The following is a 16390-nucleotide window of genomic DNA, read 5'->3' as shown; positions in this document are numbered from 1 at the left end:
GGTAGAGATGGTTAAATGATTATTGAAGGAAATATTATTAAGATTGCTGGGCCTGTTATTATTGCAGATGGTATGAGAGGGGCTCAGATGCTTGAGATGGTTAGGGTAGGTGACGAAAAACTTATCGGAGAAATCATCGAGCTTGAAGGCGACACCGCAACTATCCAAGTATATGAAGAAACAGCCGGTATTCAACCGGGTGAAGTAGTAGAATGTACTGGAGGTCCATTGCCTGTAGAACTCGGTCCTGGTGTAATGAGTTCTATTTTTGATGGTATTCAAAGACCTTTAAGAATCATCAGAGAAGAATCTGGTGACTTCATTGCAAGGGGTATTGATGTAGACTCTATCAACAAAGAGAAAAAATGGGCTTTCAAACCTGTAGCTAAAGTCGGAGACGTCCTGCAAGCTGGAGACGTACTTGGTGAAGTACAAGAAACAACCGCAGTTTTACACAAAATTATGGTTCCTCCAGCTCTTGAAGGTGAAGTTACCGAAATTGCAGCAGAAGGCGAATACACTGTATTAGAAGACATTGCTACTGTTGGTGGCGAAAAAGTTCAAATGCTCCAAAAATGGCCTGTTAAAAAAAGCCGTCCTTATGTTAGAAAATTAGACCCTGATGTACCTTTAGTAACTGGTCAAAGAGCACAAGACACTTTCTTCTCCGTTGCAAAAGGAGGAGCAGCAGCTATTCCTGGACCATTCGGATCAGGTAAAACTGTTACACAACAACAATTAGCTAAATGGGCAGACGCAGACATCGTTGTATACATCGGATGTGGAGAACGTGGTAACGAAATGACTGAAGTACTTACCGAATTCCCATTCCTTGACGACCCTAAAACTGGTAACCCATTAATGGACAGAACTGTTCTTATTGCTAACACATCTAACATGCCGGTAGCAGCTCGTGAAGCATGTGTATATACCGGAATTACCATTGCTGAATACTACCGTGACCAAGGTTACGACGTAGCGCTCATGGCAGACTCAACCTCAAGATGGGCTGAAGCTATGAGGGAGATTTCAGGAAGGTTAGAAGAAATGCCTGGGGAAGAAGGTTACCCAGCATACTTAGCATCCAGATTAGCTCAATTCTACGAAAGAGCAGGAAGAGTAGAAACTATCGGTTCAGAACCACACGTAGCATCTATTTCTGTAGTTGGTGCAGTATCCCCTCCTGGTGGGGACTTATCCGAACCAGTTACTCAAAACACCTTACGTATCTGTAAAGTGTTCTGGGCATTAGACGCATCCCTTGCGGACAAACGTCACTTCCCTTCAATTGACTGGTTACAAAGTTATTCATTATACGTAGACAGTATTGAAGGCTGGTGGGCTGAAAACGTAGCTGCAGATTGGAGAGAAACTCGTGACCAAGCTATGAGTTTATTACAAAAAGAATCTGAGTTACAAGAAATTGTACAATTAGTTGGTCCTGATGCATTACCTGAAACTGACCAAGCTACTTTAGAAACTACACGTATGTTAAGAGAAGATTTCTTACAACAAAATGCATTTGATGATGTAGATACATACTGTGCACCTGACAAACAGTACAAAATGTTAAAAACCATTTTATTATTCTACAAAGAATCTCTTGCAGCTGTTAACAGAGGAGCTCCAATCGCAAACATTGTAGCTTTACCTGTAAAAGAAGAAATTGGTAAAATGAAATACATACCACAAGAAGAATTTGATGCAAAAATTGCAGATATTCAAGCAGCAATTACTAAACAATGCAGTGAGGCTTAAAAATGAATACAAATATTAAAACTAGAGAATATACTACTGTATCTGAAGTCTCAGGTCCTTTAATGGTTGTTGAAGGAGTAGAAGGCGTTGGTTACAATGAAATTGTAGATATTGAAACACCTACCGGTGAAAAAAGAAGTGGTCAAGTTCTTGAAGTAACTAAAGACGTTGCTGTTATTCAAGTGTTCGAAGGAACTAATGATTTAAACACTAAAGACACTAAAACAAGATTCACTGGTCAAACAGCAAAAATCGGTGTATCCAGAGATATGATGGGACGTATCTTTAACGGTATCGGTAAACCTATTGACGGCGGTCCAGAAATTATCCCTGATGAAGAATTAGATATTAACGGGGCTCCTATGAACCCTGCTTCCCGTGAATTCCCTGAAGAATTTATTCAAACTGGTATCTCTACCATTGACGGAATGAACACATTAGTAAGAGGACAAAAACTTCCTATCTTCTCAGGATCTGGTTTACCTCACAACGATTTAGCTGTACAAATCGCAAGACAAGCTAAAGTATTAGGTGCTGACGACGAGTTCGCAGTAATTTTCGCAGCTATGGGTATTACCAACGAAGAAGCAAACTTCTTTATGAGAGACTTCGAACGTACTGGAGCATTAGAAAAATTAACAGTATTCATGAACTTAGCAGACGACCCTGCTATTGAAAGAATCTTAACTCCAAAAATGGCTTTAACCACTGCTGAATATTATGCATTCACCTTAGGTATGCAAGTATTGGTTATCTTAACAGATATGACCAACTACTGTGAAGCTTTAAGGGAAATTTCCGCAGCTAGGGAAGAAGTACCTGGAAGAAGAGGTTACCCTGGTTACATGTACACTGACCTCGCAGGTATCTATGAAAGAGCAGGACGTATCGACGGTAAAGAAGGTTCTATTACTCAAATGCCTATCTTAGTTATGCCTCAAGACGATATTACTCACCCAATTCCGGACTTAACCGGTTATATTACCGAAGGACAAATTGTATTAAGTAGGGAAATCTCAAGGAAAGGTATTTACCCTCCTGTAGACGTACTTCCTTCACTTTCTCGTTTGATGAGTGGTGGTATCGGTGGAGACAAAACTAGGGATGACCACAGTGGTGTATCTGACCAACTTTATTCCGCTTACGCAGAAGGTCGTGAATTAAGAGACTTAGTAGCGGTTGTAGGGGAAGAAGCACTTACTGAAAGGGATCAAAAGTTCTTAGAATTTGCTCAAGCATTTGAAGATCAATTCATTACCCAAAGTAAAGATGAAGACAGAACAATCTTCGAAACTTTAGACCTTGGTTGGAGTTTACTTAAAATCTTACCTAAATCCGAACTTAAAAGGGTTAAAGAAGAATTTGTTGAACAATACCTTCCAAAAGATGACTAATCTCATTACAGTAATGTAGGTGATTAAATGGCACAAGATATTATAGATGGAATTAATCCAACTCGTATGGAATTATTATCCCTTAAAAACAGGACTAAACTTGCTGTAAAAGGGCACGGTTTACTCAAAGAGAAAAGGGATGCTTTAATTAAAGAGTTTTTTGATATCTTGGATCGTGTCAAAGGTATTCGTGAAAACGCAGAACAAAGTCTAAAAGAAGCAAACGATGCTTTACTTGAAGCTCAAATTGCAATGGGTGACTTGGCTGTTAGAAAAGCAGCATTATCTGTAAAAGAATCCATTGATGTAGATATCACTTCAAGAAGCGTTATGGGTGTAGCAGTACCTGTAACTGATGTCAAAATGGAAAAAAGATCCATTATTGATAGGGGTTACGGATTCTCTGACACCACTATTCAATTAGACGAAGCTGCTAAGAAATATGAGGAATCTATTAAGTACTTAATCGAACTGGGTGAAGTAGAAAAAACAATTTTCTTACTCGCTGAAGAAATCGAAGCTACAAAACGTAGAGTAAATGCTTTGGAACACATTATGATTCCAAGATTCCAAAATACTGAAAAGTATATTGATATGAGACTCCAAGAAATGGAAAGGGAAAACTTCGTTAGATTGAAAATGATTAGATCTACTATTGAGAAAAATGAAAAAGCTGCTGCGGCAGCTGCTGCAGCTGAAAATGCTGAAGCTTAAATTTTTCTTTAATCTTCTCATTTTCTTCTATTTTTTATTATTTTTTTAATTAAAAGATTTTTAGTTGTTTATTTTTAAAAAAAGATTTTATAATTTAGTTACTGTAAAAATTTTATTTTCTAGAAATTTACAGAAAATGGTGTAAAAATGAAAAGAAATCCAATTGACCAATTTATGAAAGACCCAGATAATAAAGCAAGAGTATTTATCTGGATTACTCGTGCAATGATTTTAACTACTATAATGATAACAATTGGAGTAATATTGTTTATTATGCATCTAGTCGGTATCTTATAGCTTCGCTATTTACTTTTTTACTGGCGGATTCTACTTTTTCATATAATTTTTCAAAATCCTTATCATAATCGATTATTGTAAGCAATGGTTCTGATTTTTCAGTGATTGATCCTATGTGCGGTAGGTCATAGATGTTGTCCAAATCTATTTTTTGATATTTCATTCGTGTTGGTGAATAAACAATTTTTTTATAGGAATAATATTTTGCCTCAGGAATTTCAATCAACTTTCCCTGGCATGCCTGAATATGTGCATCCAGCATGTTGATTCCAAGTGACATTTCAACACATTCAAATGTGCCCTGAAGACGTGGATTGATTTCAATTACATAAAGTCCGTTTTCATTCAGGATATAGTCAACACCATTTGAACCAACCAGATTAAACTTGCGGGCTAAATTCTCGGATGTTTCATTCATTGTTTCATTTATTTTACTGATGTCATTGACGTCAGCCATTATTGACTTGCCAGTTAAAGGCAGGATGTTTCCAATGTATATGAAACTGTCATCAATTCCAAAATCATGTTCTGTTAGGAGTCTTGTGTTTGTGACTGTTTTTGCATCACTTTCGGTTGCAAGAACTGATGAGCTTAGACTTATTCCATCAACATATTCCTGAAGGATGAACTCACCATCATTTATTTGCATTGATGTTTCATTATCTAAAAGATTTATGTCATACCCCCCACTTCCTTGAAGGGGTTTTAAAATAAATTGCTTGTCATTGTAATTTTTATTAATTTCAATGGCTTCATCTACATCATTCACACTAAAAGTCATAGGAGTTAAGAATCCATCCTTGATTTTATTGTAAAAATTGAATTTGTTTTCAATGTTTTTGATGTCCCTGTTTCCCAGAATCTTTTTTTTGAATTTGTTCGGAAAGTCTGTCGGGGACACGCCTGAAATTGGTATGATGTAGTCAACTTCATCAAGATAATCCTTTGACATTTCCAATATGCTTTTGCTGTCGAACTGATCTTCAAATATTCCGCAGCTTTCGCCGTCACTTTCGTTTAAAATAATCTTTTGATTTTCAATTTGTGGAGTATCTGAAGTTGAAAAGTAACTGGTAGAATAAACTTCAAAATCTAGTTTCAATGCACTGTTAAGCATACTTCTTGTATCAATTCCAATAAGCAATAGCTTTTCCATAAAATATCAATAAAAATAGTTAGTTAGAAATAGTCCCGAGCGGAGTCGAACCGCCGTCTCCGGGTCCAAAGCCTAGAAGGATTACCACTACCCTACGGGACTATATTTTGTTGTACATATACAACAATATAATATATAATTCATGTAGTATTTAAACCTATCGGTTATCTTATAATTTTTGATAAAACAGGCATTCTTCGTGCCACATACATTCAAAACAAATTTCACGAACACTTTCCCTTGAATTGAAAATGGAATCAATTTTATCAAACAGTTCAGGCGCATTATATTCTTTTGACGTATCAAATTTTTTCAGCACTTCGTTGTCCATGCCTACAATTATGCTGTTGTGTTTTCGGTCCTGGCACATATTGTCATTTAGCTTTGGGCAAGCCTTGCAGATGTCATCGGGAGTGTTGGTAAGAGTCACTGTTGTATTTTCGGACTTTCTTAGCTTATTTATTTCAGTCATGTTGTGTGTGAATTCTTCACTGTATCCGTAACCCTGAAAACCCTTGAGGCATAACAGGTGATGCCCTCTTAAAACAAGTTTCATAAAAATCAAAAAAAGTAAAAAAAGAAAGGTTTTTAACCTTTTTATTCTTTTGGTAAAAATACTTTGGATACGCCTGCGGCACCTAATATTTTTACAATATCTCCGAAGATGAATGGTACGAGACCCATCATTAACAAATCAATAATGCCGATGCTTGCGCCTTGGGTTAAGTTAAACCATAATGCAAGTCCTGCGAGTCCTGGAATATATATCAGTGCAAAGTTTGCAATTCCAATAACTATTGCCATTCTTGTAAAATTACGTGCTTTAGCATACTTTTCGGTAATGTGTCCTACAAAGTAAGATGCAATGATAAATCCTATGAGGAATCCTCCGGTAGATCCGAGCATTACTTCAACTCCACCAGTCATTCCGCCGAACCAAGGGATAAATGCAACACCTAAAACAACGTATAGGATTTGGCTTAAACATCCATATTTTTTACCTAACAATAAACCAGAACATAATACTGCAAAAGTCTGCGCAGTTATAGGAACTGGAGTCCATGGGAGTGGAATAATGATTTGCGCCATTAAACCAGTAAAACATGCCATCATCAATGACATTAACAATTTAGTTGCAGTACTAGCGTCTTGGATTCTTTCAAAAACATTCTTACGAGCACTGTAATAGTTGTCTATATTAATATTCATTTTATACCTCCAATTTCCGAATCCCATATAACATATGTTTTTTATAGTATAAAATTTTATGTAAAAAAATAGTTAAAAAAAGAAATGAGAAAATGATTCTCATTTAATCAATAGTAATTAATTGGATATTGTTAGGTTTTTTAACAATATTTACAGAATTAAAAGCAACTAATCTTTTAATTCCTTTTTCTGATGCAACATCAACTAACCTTTGGCTGATTACACCATCAAAAATAACAGTGTCTGCGGTTCCTTCTATGTTTTTGATTTCTTCATAGATTTCTTCCACTTCAACTTCTTTGGTCATGTTCAATGCTTCATCCAAAATAGCTCCGCTGCCTGTACCTTCGAATTCTTTTAGCATGTCTTTCATCAGGCTTACTTCATCGTCTTCGATTACAGGTTCAACAGGTGGCTGTTGTTCACGTTGAGCATATTTTTGTTTTTTGTTACGTCTGTCTTGTCTTCTGTTGTCTTTTTTACCGTTTCCATCATTGAAAAGGTTGTGGGTTGCCAGGAACTGTGCTGTAGGGACTTTATTTCTGAGTGCCACTAAAGCTTCGTCCTTTTCAAGGTCTTCCACTTCTTTTCCTCTTGGAGCACGGGTGATGTAGTCGACGTCACCGATTTGTAAAAGCTCTTTTAGGATAAGTTCTCCACCTCTGTCTCCGTCAACAAATGCAGTGGTGGTTCTTTTTTTACTTAATTCTCCTATTGATTGTGGAACGCTGACACCTTCAACAGCTACGGTGTTTTTGATTCCGTATTTGAGTAAGTTTAATACATCGCTACGTCCTTCCACAACGATGATTGCATCGGAAGTGTGAATGCTAGGTCCAGCAGGCAGGCGATCTTCACCATATTCGGATATTTCATGAACACGCATGGCTTCTCTGACCTCTTCAATCATTTTCATGCTTTCAGGACCGACACTTTCAACCATGTTTTTGTAAATCTCTTTAGCACGGTTTACTACCTGTTCCCTTTTGACGGCTCTTACATCTTCAACTTTCAATGTTTGAATTTCTGCTTCGCAAGGTCCAACACGGTTAATGGTCTCGAGAGATGCTGCGAGAATGGCGGTTTCAACTCTGTCTAAACTGGATGGAATTACAATTTCACCTTTTGCTCTTCCACTGTTTGAGTGAATGTTAACTTGAATTCTTCCGATTCTACCAGTACGTTGAAGCTCTCTTAAATCTAAATCGTTACTGAGTAAACCTTCAGTTTGTCCGAATACTGCACCGACAACATCCGGTTTTTCAACAATTCCATTAGCTGTAATTTGAGCATGGATTAAATATTTTGTTGTTGTTAATTCTTCACCTTTTCCCATTTTTAAGCCTCCTAAGCTTATTAATCGGGATAATTTATGTATATCTAAAAATTAAAATGATTTTTAGCAATTACATTGCATAAATTATACGATAAATTTATTCTTCGGTCTAAGACCTTTTATACACTAAAAAAGAGTTAATACATGTTTAAGAGAGTGTTTCTATTAAGGTTTTACTGAATATACTATCTACGTATTTGATTATTTTTAAATTGTAAGTTTTCAAATGCTTATTTTCCTTAATAATTGCTTTTCTCCTGTCTTTTGATTAAATTAATAATAATTATAATAATGAATATGTAAAAACTCTTACGAGCATATAATAATGTAAAGTATTTTTTTTCAATACTACAATTAATTATTTTAGTTAAACTAATATATAAAATGTGTTATATCTTTTGAAAGTATTTTAGTGATATTGTACAAAATATATACTAAGTAAAATTGGTGATGAGATATATGTCAATAAGTCCAAAAGATGTATTGAATAAAAATAAAAATTTAAATAAACGCATTGATGTAGAAAAAATTAGTTTGGAAAATGTGACTATTGATGATTTAATATTTAATGGCAAAAATTACGAAGAATACATTAACCTGCAGTCACTGCTTGAAAACGTTTCAGCATGTCAGGTTTCAGACGCTTATAACGCAATATCCAGAAGATCAGGAAACATTCAGTCTATTAAACCGATCAATAATCAGAAGGTATGGGGCAGAATTTTCACAGCCGAAACAGACTGTGACGACTGGGGGACCTCAGCACTGGCAATTGATGCTGCAGAAGATGGAGACATTTTATTTTTCAAGGTAAATGGTGAAGATAAGGCAATTTGGGGTGAACTTGCCTCAACCTGCGCAAGGGATAACGGAATCAAGGCAACCGTAATTTACGGATCCGCACGTGACTTGGATGCACTTTTATACATGGACTATCCTATGTTTGCAAGCAATTTCTGTCCGAATGCAGGTTCCGCTTTGGGACTTGGAACTTTAAATGAACCGATTGATGTTGAAGGCACCATAATAAATCCGGGAGACTTCTTCCTGGGCGATGAATCAGGCATTGTCATAATCCCGCAGGAATTGTTCAGCCAGGTAATGGTTCAGTCACTGGCCGTAAAAATCAAGGAGTCATGCATCATCAGAGATATTGCAAGCGGCAAAACCCTAGCCGAAGTTGCCGGATTAAAATAGAAAAACATTTAAATAGAAATGGAAGTTTATATATAAATATATCGATAGGTTTATATATAACCTATTTCTAATTATATAAGTGATACAGATTTGATTTTAAGTTTGATTTTATGAAATTTTTAGGAAACAGTTTGCATGTGGCAAACTCTGGAAAACTGATAGCCCGATCTGATAAAACACCTTCACCAGGTGCAATTGTTTATGACAGCAAAAAGAATAAAATAGGTAAGGTCGGCTATGTATTTGGGCCAACAAAAAGGCCTTATATTTCTATTCGTCTATTCAAGTCAGCGGATAGGAATAAGCTTGCGATAAATAGCGGTGAAAAACTATTTGTATCGAAACCAAAATCCAAAAAGTCTAGAAAAAGGAGGATGAAACCACGACACAAAAAGTAGAAGAAATACCAAGAAGAGGACGTAGAAGAGCAAGACAGCAAGAAGCACAAGATGATTCTTACAACCAAGACAAGCAAACCGTATGTCCTGAATGTGGTTCTACTGAATTAATCGGTGACTATGAAAGAGCAGAAGTAGTATGTGCTCGTTGCGGATTGGTCATTGATGAAAATCTTGTTGATATGGGTCCTGAATGGAGAGCATTCGACCATGAACAAAGAGACAAACGTACAAGAGTAGGAGCTCCAATTACTTACACCATTCACGATAAGGGTTTAAGTACAATGATCGATTGGAGAAACAAAGATATCTATGGTCGTGATATTCCTGCAAGAAACAGAGCTCAATGGTACAGATTAAGGAAATGGCAAAGGAAAATCAGAATTTCCGGTGCAACCGAAAGAAACCTTGCATTTGCGTTAAGTGAACTTGACCGTGACTCCTCAAGATTAGGTCTTCCAAGAAGCGTAAGGGAAGCAGCATCTGTTGTTTACAGAAGTGCTGTGGAAAACAAGCTTATCCGTGGAAGAAGTATTGAAGGAGTGGTAGCAGCGTCACTCTATGCAGCATGCAGACGTTGTAATGTGCCACGTACCCTGGATGAAATCGCTGAAGTATCAAGAGTTACCAAAAAAGAAGTGGGACGTACTTATAGGTTCTTAACTCGTGAATTGAATATTAAATTACCTCCAACTTCCCCAGTGGACTATGTTCCTAGATTCGCTTCCGAACTGGGATTATCCGGTGAAGCACAATCCAAAGCTATTGAAATTATCGAAAAAGCTATGGAAAAAGGATTGACCTCAGGAAGAGGACCTACTGGTGTGGCTGCAGCTGCATTATACATCGCATCAGTTTTACTCGGTGAGAGAAAAACACAAAGGGATGTTGCAGATATTGCAGGTGTAACTGAAGTTACTATTCGTAACAGGTACAAAGAATTAACTGAACAGTTAGAAATGGGTGTGACTTTATAAACACTCGTTTTTTATCTTTTTTTTTAAATCAACTCAATTTTATCAGCATTAAAGAAATAACCGTCAACCGTACCGTTTTTAATTGGCTGGCTTGTCATTATGCTGTCTTCAAATTCACCTTCAATATGGACAGTTCTGCCCTCATTTCCAATTAAATTGTGGCTGTTGTAGTCCCCGGTTAAAAAGATGTATTGCTCGCCATATTTGATGATGTCATAATTTGGAGGGGGCATATAGTATAGTATATCATCATTGCTTCCCCATGATGTAATTCCAATGTATTCACCGTCAAACTGCACCTTCTCGCCGATTGTCGGATTCAATACGTATGTGGTGTCAATTTGCTTGTACGGTGAAATGAATATGCAGGAAAGCAAAATGATTGCCAAAATAATAACAATAAAGATTAGGCCGATTGGAAATTCACTTTTCACTTTGCTTTTGCAGTTCGGACAGGTTTTCCCTTCTGTTTTCTTGCAGCATTTTGGACAGGTTGGCATTGTCATCACCAGTTCAGTTTTGAATATTTCTCGATTCTGTAAATTAATTCACGAACAATTGCGTCATTATTGGTTTTCTTGACTTTGGCAAGCTTTTTCTTATACACTGGAAGTCTTTTCAAAAAGCCTGAGACTCTTCTGGCATCCATTGTTTCATGATATTCTCCATAGCCTAACTTCTGGACATAAAACGCATTCAATGTCTGCTCAAAGTTTCCAATGGCCGGAACTGAATAGATAGGTTTTTTAAGATGGATTGATTCTGATATGAATGTGAATCCGCCGTTGCAGATTACCGCCTTTGCAGATGCCAGATTGTCATAGAATTCATCTTCATTGAATTCCTTGTAGGTTAGATTCTGGTCAGTTTCATTTTTATTGAATCCGTAAACAATGAATTTTTCACTTTTAAGTGCTTTAAGTTTCTTAACCAGTCTTCCACTTTCACGGCTTGTCTGATAAACGATAATGTGGTCTCCTTCTTTAGGTTCCAGTTTTAGGATGTCCTCACGTATGATTGGAGGAAAGAGCAAGGCATTTTTGCGAGGCCTGATTCTAGGGTAGAAGAAACTTGTGATGAGGCATATTTTCGGCTTTACAACATAGGTTCTGATGACTCCTGCGGCCTTGAGCATTTCTGCCATCTGGGTTTTTGGGAAGTCGATTTTGGCCTTGGTAATTATGTGCATGTTGTCAAGGCTGATTAATGGAATGCCCCTTAATTTTGAAACCACTGTGGAGTATATCTCAAAATCAGTTATCATAATATCCGGCTTTAGCTGTACCGCTTTTTTATACAGGATGTCATATCCGACCTTCATGTTTGCAGGATTTTTCTTAAGCGCATCGGAAAGGGTTTTCAGGTTGTTTACCTTGTTGTTCCTGTAGACTGTATTGAATCCTCCGATTTCATAAACATTGTCGAATTTTGAGCTTAAATACTTGTATGCCCTGTCGCTTGAAAATATGTGGACGTCATATTTGTCCTTGATTCTATCCACGATGACTCCGGTTCTTATTGCATGTCCCATGCCTTCACCGCAGACGCAATAGAATACTACCTTTTTAGACCTGTTGCGGCGCATGGATTTGATCTGGGACCTTGCGGAGGTAATTTTATGCATGGATTCGTCATAGGTCTCTTTAATTTCATTGATTCTTTCGGCACTTTTTTCAAATCTTGACAGTCCTGATGATGTGACCTTTTCCTTTCCGTGGTCAAAGTTATAGTTCAGCTCTGCAGCATCGGTTCTTTTGCCTAAAAAATCGTTTACAGTACTTTTTCCATACTGCTGAATAAGTGTTGTGATTCCTTCCTTTTCAAGTCTTCTTGTTGAAACGCCGATTTTAGCATTTCTGAGTACTCTGAATGGTTCCTTTTTTGCAAGCCTTTCGATGTAGTCGGTGTCCTCACCGAAGGTCAGTGATTCGTCAAAGCCTCCGCATTCGTCGTGCAGTGACTTTTTGGCTATGATTCCGTAACATCCGGCACCGTGCGGCTTTATGTTTTCAACGCCGATCATGAAATAGTTTGCAAAGTCATGGAAAAGCCTGTCTTCCACCTTGTTTGACATGGGAAGCATTTGGGTGATTGCTATTCCGAGCCTTTCCATTCTGAATTCATATAACACTTTTCCAAGATAATCTTCTGTAAGCTGCAAATCGGAATCCAAAAATAGTAAAATCTCTCCTTTTGCAACTTTAGCACCATTGTTCCTACCTACGGCCGGAAGACCTCCATCAACCACTACCCAACCGTATTCACGGGCAATTTCACGGGTTCTATCTTCAGAATTGGCATCGGCTACAATGACTTCGTAATCTGTGAAATCCTGCTCCTTGATGCTGTCCAACAGAACCGGAAGGTAATCCTCCTCGTTATATGTAGGTATGATAATGCTGAAAATCATATGTTTAATTATATCCTAAAGAATTAATAAGTTTTTTTAATTTGCATTTTCCTTTCTGCTTAAAAATGTCATTGCAATTATTGTAAGCAGGAATCCGCAAAACATCAGGAGAGTAGGTGATTCCGAATATATCAGAAATCCGAATATCAGTGCTGCAAAGGGTTCCGCTCCGGACATGAAAATGGATGACACTCCTGAGTCAATGTATTTAAGACTTAATGTTGACAGGATGTATGGAAGGGCAAATGAGAATGTTGAGTGTACGATTAAAAACAGCGCTGTCAATGCAGGATTGATTGATATGAACGTGTTGATCTGGCTGAAACTTGTAAACGGAATCAGTGTGATTGAGATAAAAATCACTGAATAGAAAAGTATTGTGTATGTGTGATTTCCCCTTTCAATTGATTTTTTGGAGCTCATAAGATAAACCGCCCAGAACACTCCTGCCCCTATTCCTGAAATGATTCCGAAAAGTGGGATGTTATCAAGACTGGTTTCCAGAACTCCTGTCATCAGTATGCATCCGAAAATGGCCAATGCCATGCAGATCAGTTTTTTTGATGTGATTTTTTCCCCAAAGAATATGTATGCCAGTATCAGCACGTAAATCGGTGCAAGTGATAGGAGCACTGCCGCCAGGGAAAGGGGAACGGTATTCATTGAGTCATTGTAGCATATGTTAAGCCCGACAATGCACATTGCACAAACTAAAAAGAGAGGGATGTCTGTTAGGTCAATTTTAAACAGCTCTTTGTCTGTTAGGAAAATGGCTATTAGAATGGGAAGTATGGCTATTGAAAACCTCAAAAACAGAAGGGTTGTTGAGTCGATTCCGTTTTGTGTCAAGGTTCTCACAAAGACTCCGCTGGAGCCAAACATAAATCCTGCTAGGATTGGCAAAATCAAATAAAGCTTTTTCATTATATCACTACAAATAAGAATAAATGTTCCATGAAACGGTATAATACTCACACGAATTGTTCAGAGGAATTTTCAGGTCGTTTAAGAGTTTCATTTCGTTGTAGTTATTGCTGATGTAGTATGTGGTTTTGTTTGCGGTTGTGTGGTTGCTGATTACTTCTGTGGTTATGTTTCCAAGATCAATTTCGTCGGTTGTATTCATGACGTCTACAGTGTAATAGTCCGGTTCCGCACCGGCAAATGCGATTGTGAATCTTAATAATATGACTATTCCGATAGCTAGTAATATCAAGCCTCTGTTAAACAGGTATCTCAATTCGTGAAATCCACGATTCCTGTAGACAGGCTGAATCTCTTCGTTTTTTTCAAGGGATTTTTCATCTTTGAAAAAGGAATATATGTGGAGATTTATATAGAAACCGTTTCTGTAAATCATGTATAGTCCTAAAATCCCTGCCATTGCAGGTGTTCCAAACATTCCACCATCTATTGCGCCGATTATCAGGCAGCTTGAGAAAAATGCAAGCAGGAAACTTGTTACTGCCGGACGGTTTCTGATGGCCAGTACCAATGTTGCAAAAAGTATTGGAATCAGTAAAATCACTAAAAATCCAAAACTTGGAAGATATTGATATAGACCTACTCCTGTGTTAATGTCACTTTGAATAAACGGTCCAATAATTTGGCCTAGAAGCGCTCCCAAAATGGACTTTAACAGGTGAGTATGCAAAATGCTTGTAGTGCTCATTGTGTTAGACATAGCACAAAAAATAGTGTTGAGTTTGATTCCCATCTGCAACCTAAATATGACTTCCAGTACAATTCCTAAAATCAGTAGGACACTGCCGATTACAATTGAAATCTTCAGGTATTTTGTCGGGTCAAATTCCCTTTTGACAAGTTGGGGCAGTATCATGAACACTCCCAAGAGGCCAAAAAACATTATGTCCTTTCCTTTTGAGGACCCCATCAAGAATAGATATGTAATCGGTCGGATAATCGGATTAAAAATGTCTGTGATGAATATCACTCCAGCAAATAATATGAATATCAATCCGATTATGAAAGTTTTATTTAGTTTCATTAACAATAATTTAAGTAATAATAGTTTATATAAATGATGTTTATGTTTCCAATAGAATTTTTCATAGGGTTAATCTTAATAGGCATATGTGCCGGATTTGCGTCAGGACTTTTGGGTGTTGGCGGAGGATTTCTAATCGTGCCCCTTCAATATTTCCTGCTTAAATACATCGGCGTCAATCCTGACCTGGCAATGCTTATCTCTCTTGGAACCAGTTTGGCCATCATTATTCCGACATCCATGAGCGGAGCCTACAGGCATACACGTACAATGGAAGGAATCATACAGCCGGGGATACGTCTGGGTGTTTTTGGAATAATCGGTGGAGCTGTCGGAGGATTCGTTGCATCAGGTTTGCCTTCAAGAGTATTGGAAATAATATTTGGATGTTTGCTTTTATTCATTACAGTAAACAACATTGTAAATATCAACAAGGAGCGAGAGGAAGCTAGAATACCGTTTAACCTATTGTCCACAGGAATAATTGGGCTTTTGGTTGGATTTTCATCAGGACTTTTGGGTGTTGGTGGAGGAATATTCATAATAGCTATTTTGACATCTCTTATGGGCTTTTCAATGATAGAGGCTATTGGAACCTCTTCCATTTTCATAAGTCTCACTGCAATAGGCGGATTTTTATCATACATGGTTTCAGGATGGGGAGTTTCAACATTTCCGTATTCAATCGGTTATGTCAGCATCATTAACTTCCTGTTAATTGCATGTTTCTCAGTGCCTTTGGCTTCAATTGGTGCAAAATACGCTCATAGGATTCCTCAAAAGAAATTAAAGATTATATTTTCAATATTGGTATTATACATGGCATTGAAAATGCTTGGAATTTTACCTTAGGGTGATAACATGTCTGAAGAGAGAAAAGTTGGAGAAAATTTCGATGAAAAAACTGCAAGTGATATTTTCGACAAGCTGAAAAATGTCGAGGGAAAAATAAAACCTAAAAAAGAGGACGGCAAATTAAAAAAGATCGGCGACTTGATGAATGAGGCAAAGTATCTTGAAGGCAAGGGCAAACTGTCTGAAGCCGCTGAGCTATATAAACAGGTCATCTTTGCATTGCCGGATTCTCAAAAGGCATATGCTGCATTGGCTAAAATCTATCAAAAGCAGGGCGATGCAGCCAGCGAAAAAGATATTCTGATGAAAGCTATCGGCAGTTGCCGTGACAATGCTGAGTTTAAAAAGAGATTGGAAGAAATTAACAGATAGTTTAAGCGAGGCGGTAATATATTTTAAAAATTAAAAAGTTAAGTTAATGTTTTTTACAAAACAAGCTTTACAATTGTTGTTATTACGAACAGCAATATTGAAAAGTATATTATCAGCCTACCATGTTTTCTGTATAGTGCTATGTCTTTTTTAAGGTAAAACAGTCCTGCACCATATAATAAACCGAAAATTGGTGCGATTAGTGCTATAATATAACCTAAAATGGCCCATATGATATTTCCGTCATTTTCCATATTATCACCATTTAAATTTATATTTCAATTGGTATTTAAAAAGATATTATTTTTT

The 16390-nt window shown here is 37.2% G+C and carries 17 protein-coding genes and 1 tRNA gene; 8 read left to right on the top strand and 10 right to left on the bottom strand.

What is annotated here, in order from left to right; all coding sequences use genetic code 11:
- Window positions 1-15: 15 nt before the first annotated feature.
- From ACKI30_RS05390 to ACKI30_RS05380, 3 genes are read left to right on the top strand one after another with little or no spacing between them, the layout of a single operon-like run.
- A complete protein-coding gene (locus ACKI30_RS05390) occupies window positions 16-1758 on the top strand; it encodes an ATP synthase subunit A (RefSeq protein ID WP_407410547.1) in 1743 nt (580 codons plus the stop codon).
- Between the two features lie 2 nt (window positions 1759-1760).
- Entirely contained in the window at window positions 1761-3152 is a 1392-nt protein-coding gene (locus tag ACKI30_RS05385) for a V-type ATP synthase subunit B (protein ID WP_292745135.1), read from the top strand.
- A gap of 27 nt (window positions 3153-3179) precedes the next feature.
- Window positions 3180-3866: a V-type ATP synthase subunit D gene (locus tag ACKI30_RS05380; protein WP_407410545.1), complete on the top strand. Its 687-nt coding sequence runs from the start codon at window positions 3180-3182 to the stop codon at window positions 3864-3866.
- A 271-nt stretch (window positions 3867-4137) separates the two neighbouring features.
- Here ACKI30_RS05380 and ACKI30_RS05375 read toward each other — a convergent pair whose 3' ends face one another.
- The 5 genes from ACKI30_RS05375 to dnaG form a co-directional block, all read right to left on the bottom strand.
- Window positions 4138-5319 (bottom strand): ATP-grasp domain-containing protein, encoded by a 1182-nt coding sequence (locus tag ACKI30_RS05375; protein WP_407410543.1) that lies wholly within the window; start codon window positions 5317-5319, stop codon window positions 4138-4140.
- Between the two features lie 30 nt (window positions 5320-5349).
- A tRNA-Gln gene (locus ACKI30_RS05370) sits at window positions 5350-5421 on the bottom strand.
- A 67-nt stretch (window positions 5422-5488) separates the two neighbouring features.
- On the bottom strand, window positions 5489-5875 hold the full coding sequence (locus tag ACKI30_RS05365; protein WP_407410541.1) for a DUF1284 domain-containing protein: 387 nt from the start codon (window positions 5873-5875) through the stop codon (window positions 5489-5491).
- 41 nt (window positions 5876-5916) lie between these two features.
- Complete coding sequence (locus ACKI30_RS05360; protein WP_407410549.1) at window positions 5917-6522, bottom strand: biotin transporter BioY; 606 nt, start codon at window positions 6520-6522, stop codon at window positions 5917-5919.
- 109 nt (window positions 6523-6631) lie between these two features.
- Window positions 6632-7864 carry a DNA primase DnaG gene (gene dnaG, locus ACKI30_RS05355; RefSeq protein ID WP_407410539.1) on the bottom strand — a complete coding sequence of 411 codons (1233 nt, stop codon included), beginning with the start codon at window positions 7862-7864 and terminating at the stop codon, window positions 6632-6634.
- Window positions 7865-8323: 459 nt separating this feature from the next.
- Here dnaG and ACKI30_RS05350 point away from each other — a divergent pair, with 459 nt between their 5' ends.
- The 3 genes from ACKI30_RS05350 to ACKI30_RS05340 all read left to right on the top strand — a co-directional run bounded on the left by ACKI30_RS05350 (window position 8324) and on the right by ACKI30_RS05340 (window position 10436).
- Window positions 8324-9061, top strand: coding sequence for an RraA family protein (locus tag ACKI30_RS05350; RefSeq protein ID WP_407410537.1), 738 nt, complete (start codon window positions 8324-8326; stop codon window positions 9059-9061).
- 110 nt (window positions 9062-9171) lie between these two features.
- Complete coding sequence (locus ACKI30_RS05345) at window positions 9172-9459, top strand: Gar1/Naf1 family protein (protein WP_407410535.1); 288 nt, start codon at window positions 9172-9174, stop codon at window positions 9457-9459.
- A gap of 5 nt (window positions 9460-9464) precedes the next feature.
- On the top strand, window positions 9465-10436 hold the full coding sequence (locus tag ACKI30_RS05340) for a transcription initiation factor IIB (protein WP_292739732.1): 972 nt from the start codon (window positions 9465-9467) through the stop codon (window positions 10434-10436).
- Window positions 10437-10459: 23 nt separating this feature from the next.
- Here the strand turns inward: ACKI30_RS05340 and ACKI30_RS05335 are convergent, their stop codons facing one another.
- The 4 genes from ACKI30_RS05335 to ACKI30_RS05320 are packed head-to-tail and all read right to left on the bottom strand — an operon-like array spanning window position 10460 to window position 14854.
- Complete coding sequence (locus tag ACKI30_RS05335; RefSeq protein WP_407410534.1) at window positions 10460-10936, bottom strand: hypothetical protein; 477 nt, start codon at window positions 10934-10936, stop codon at window positions 10460-10462.
- Between the two features lie 5 nt (window positions 10937-10941).
- Window positions 10942-12846: an MJ1255/VC2487 family glycosyltransferase gene (locus ACKI30_RS05330; protein WP_407410533.1), complete on the bottom strand. Its 1905-nt coding sequence runs from the start codon at window positions 12844-12846 to the stop codon at window positions 10942-10944.
- Between the two features lie 36 nt (window positions 12847-12882).
- Window positions 12883-13770 carry a DMT family transporter gene (locus ACKI30_RS05325; RefSeq protein WP_407410532.1) on the bottom strand — a complete coding sequence of 296 codons (888 nt, stop codon included), beginning with the start codon at window positions 13768-13770 and terminating at the stop codon, window positions 12883-12885.
- Between the two features lie 7 nt (window positions 13771-13777).
- Entirely contained in the window at window positions 13778-14854 is a 1077-nt protein-coding gene (locus tag ACKI30_RS05320; protein ID WP_407410530.1) for a hypothetical protein, read from the bottom strand.
- Between the two features lie 42 nt (window positions 14855-14896).
- Between ACKI30_RS05320 and ACKI30_RS05315 the strand changes: the two genes are divergently transcribed.
- Complete coding sequence (locus ACKI30_RS05315) at window positions 14897-15706, top strand: sulfite exporter TauE/SafE family protein (RefSeq protein WP_407410528.1); 810 nt, start codon at window positions 14897-14899, stop codon at window positions 15704-15706.
- Window positions 15707-15715: 9 nt separating this feature from the next.
- A complete protein-coding gene (locus ACKI30_RS05310; RefSeq protein WP_407410526.1) occupies window positions 15716-16081 on the top strand; it encodes a tetratricopeptide repeat protein in 366 nt (121 codons plus the stop codon).
- Window positions 16082-16134: 53 nt separating this feature from the next.
- Here ACKI30_RS05310 and ACKI30_RS05305 read toward each other — a convergent pair whose 3' ends face one another.
- The gene (locus ACKI30_RS05305) at window positions 16135-16335 is read right to left on the bottom strand and encodes a hypothetical protein (RefSeq protein WP_407410524.1); all 201 of its coding nucleotides are present in this window, start codon (window positions 16333-16335) and stop codon (window positions 16135-16137) included.
- Between the last annotated feature and the right edge of the window lie 55 nt (window positions 16336-16390).

It is taken from the genome of Methanobrevibacter sp. (assembly GCF_045539575.1).
Classification (GTDB): Archaea; Methanobacteriota; Methanobacteria; order Methanobacteriales; family Methanobacteriaceae; genus Methanocatella.
Note: the sequence above shows the minus strand (reverse complement) of the source record. Positions and strands in the feature narration are given on the sequence as shown.

Excerpts from the sequence above, each read along its gene's own strand:
- ACKI30_RS05390 (WP_407410547.1), top strand. The coding sequence starts at position 16 with ATGATTATTGAAGGAAATATTATTAAGATTGCTGGGCCTGTTATTATT.
- ACKI30_RS05385 (WP_292745135.1), top strand. The coding sequence starts at position 1,761 with ATGAATACAAATATTAAAACTAGAGAATATACTACTGTATCTGAAGTC.
- ACKI30_RS05380 (WP_407410545.1), top strand. The coding sequence starts at position 3,180 with ATGGCACAAGATATTATAGATGGAATTAATCCAACTCGTATGGAATTA.
- ACKI30_RS05375 (WP_407410543.1), bottom strand. The coding sequence starts at position 5,319 with ATGGAAAAGCTATTGCTTATTGGAATTGATACAAGAAGTATGCTTAAC.
- ACKI30_RS05365 (WP_407410541.1), bottom strand. The coding sequence starts at position 5,875 with ATGAAACTTGTTTTAAGAGGGCATCACCTGTTATGCCTCAAGGGTTTT.
- dnaG (WP_407410539.1), bottom strand. The coding sequence starts at position 7,864 with ATGGGAAAAGGTGAAGAATTAACAACAACAAAATATTTAATCCATGCT.
- ACKI30_RS05350 (WP_407410537.1), top strand. The coding sequence starts at position 8,324 with ATGTCAATAAGTCCAAAAGATGTATTGAATAAAAATAAAAATTTAAAT.
- ACKI30_RS05345 (WP_407410535.1), top strand. The coding sequence starts at position 9,172 with ATGAAATTTTTAGGAAACAGTTTGCATGTGGCAAACTCTGGAAAACTG.
- ACKI30_RS05335 (WP_407410534.1), bottom strand. The coding sequence starts at position 10,936 with ATGCCAACCTGTCCAAAATGCTGCAAGAAAACAGAAGGGAAAACCTGT.
- ACKI30_RS05330 (WP_407410533.1), bottom strand. The coding sequence starts at position 12,846 with ATGATTTTCAGCATTATCATACCTACATATAACGAGGAGGATTACCTT.
- ACKI30_RS05325 (WP_407410532.1), bottom strand. The coding sequence starts at position 13,770 with ATGAAAAAGCTTTATTTGATTTTGCCAATCCTAGCAGGATTTATGTTT.
- ACKI30_RS05320 (WP_407410530.1), bottom strand. The coding sequence starts at position 14,854 with ATGAAACTAAATAAAACTTTCATAATCGGATTGATATTCATATTATTT.
- ACKI30_RS05315 (WP_407410528.1), top strand. The coding sequence starts at position 14,897 with ATGTTTCCAATAGAATTTTTCATAGGGTTAATCTTAATAGGCATATGT.
- ACKI30_RS05310 (WP_407410526.1), top strand. The coding sequence starts at position 15,716 with ATGTCTGAAGAGAGAAAAGTTGGAGAAAATTTCGATGAAAAAACTGCA.
- ACKI30_RS05305 (WP_407410524.1), bottom strand. The coding sequence starts at position 16,335 with ATGGAAAATGACGGAAATATCATATGGGCCATTTTAGGTTATATTATA.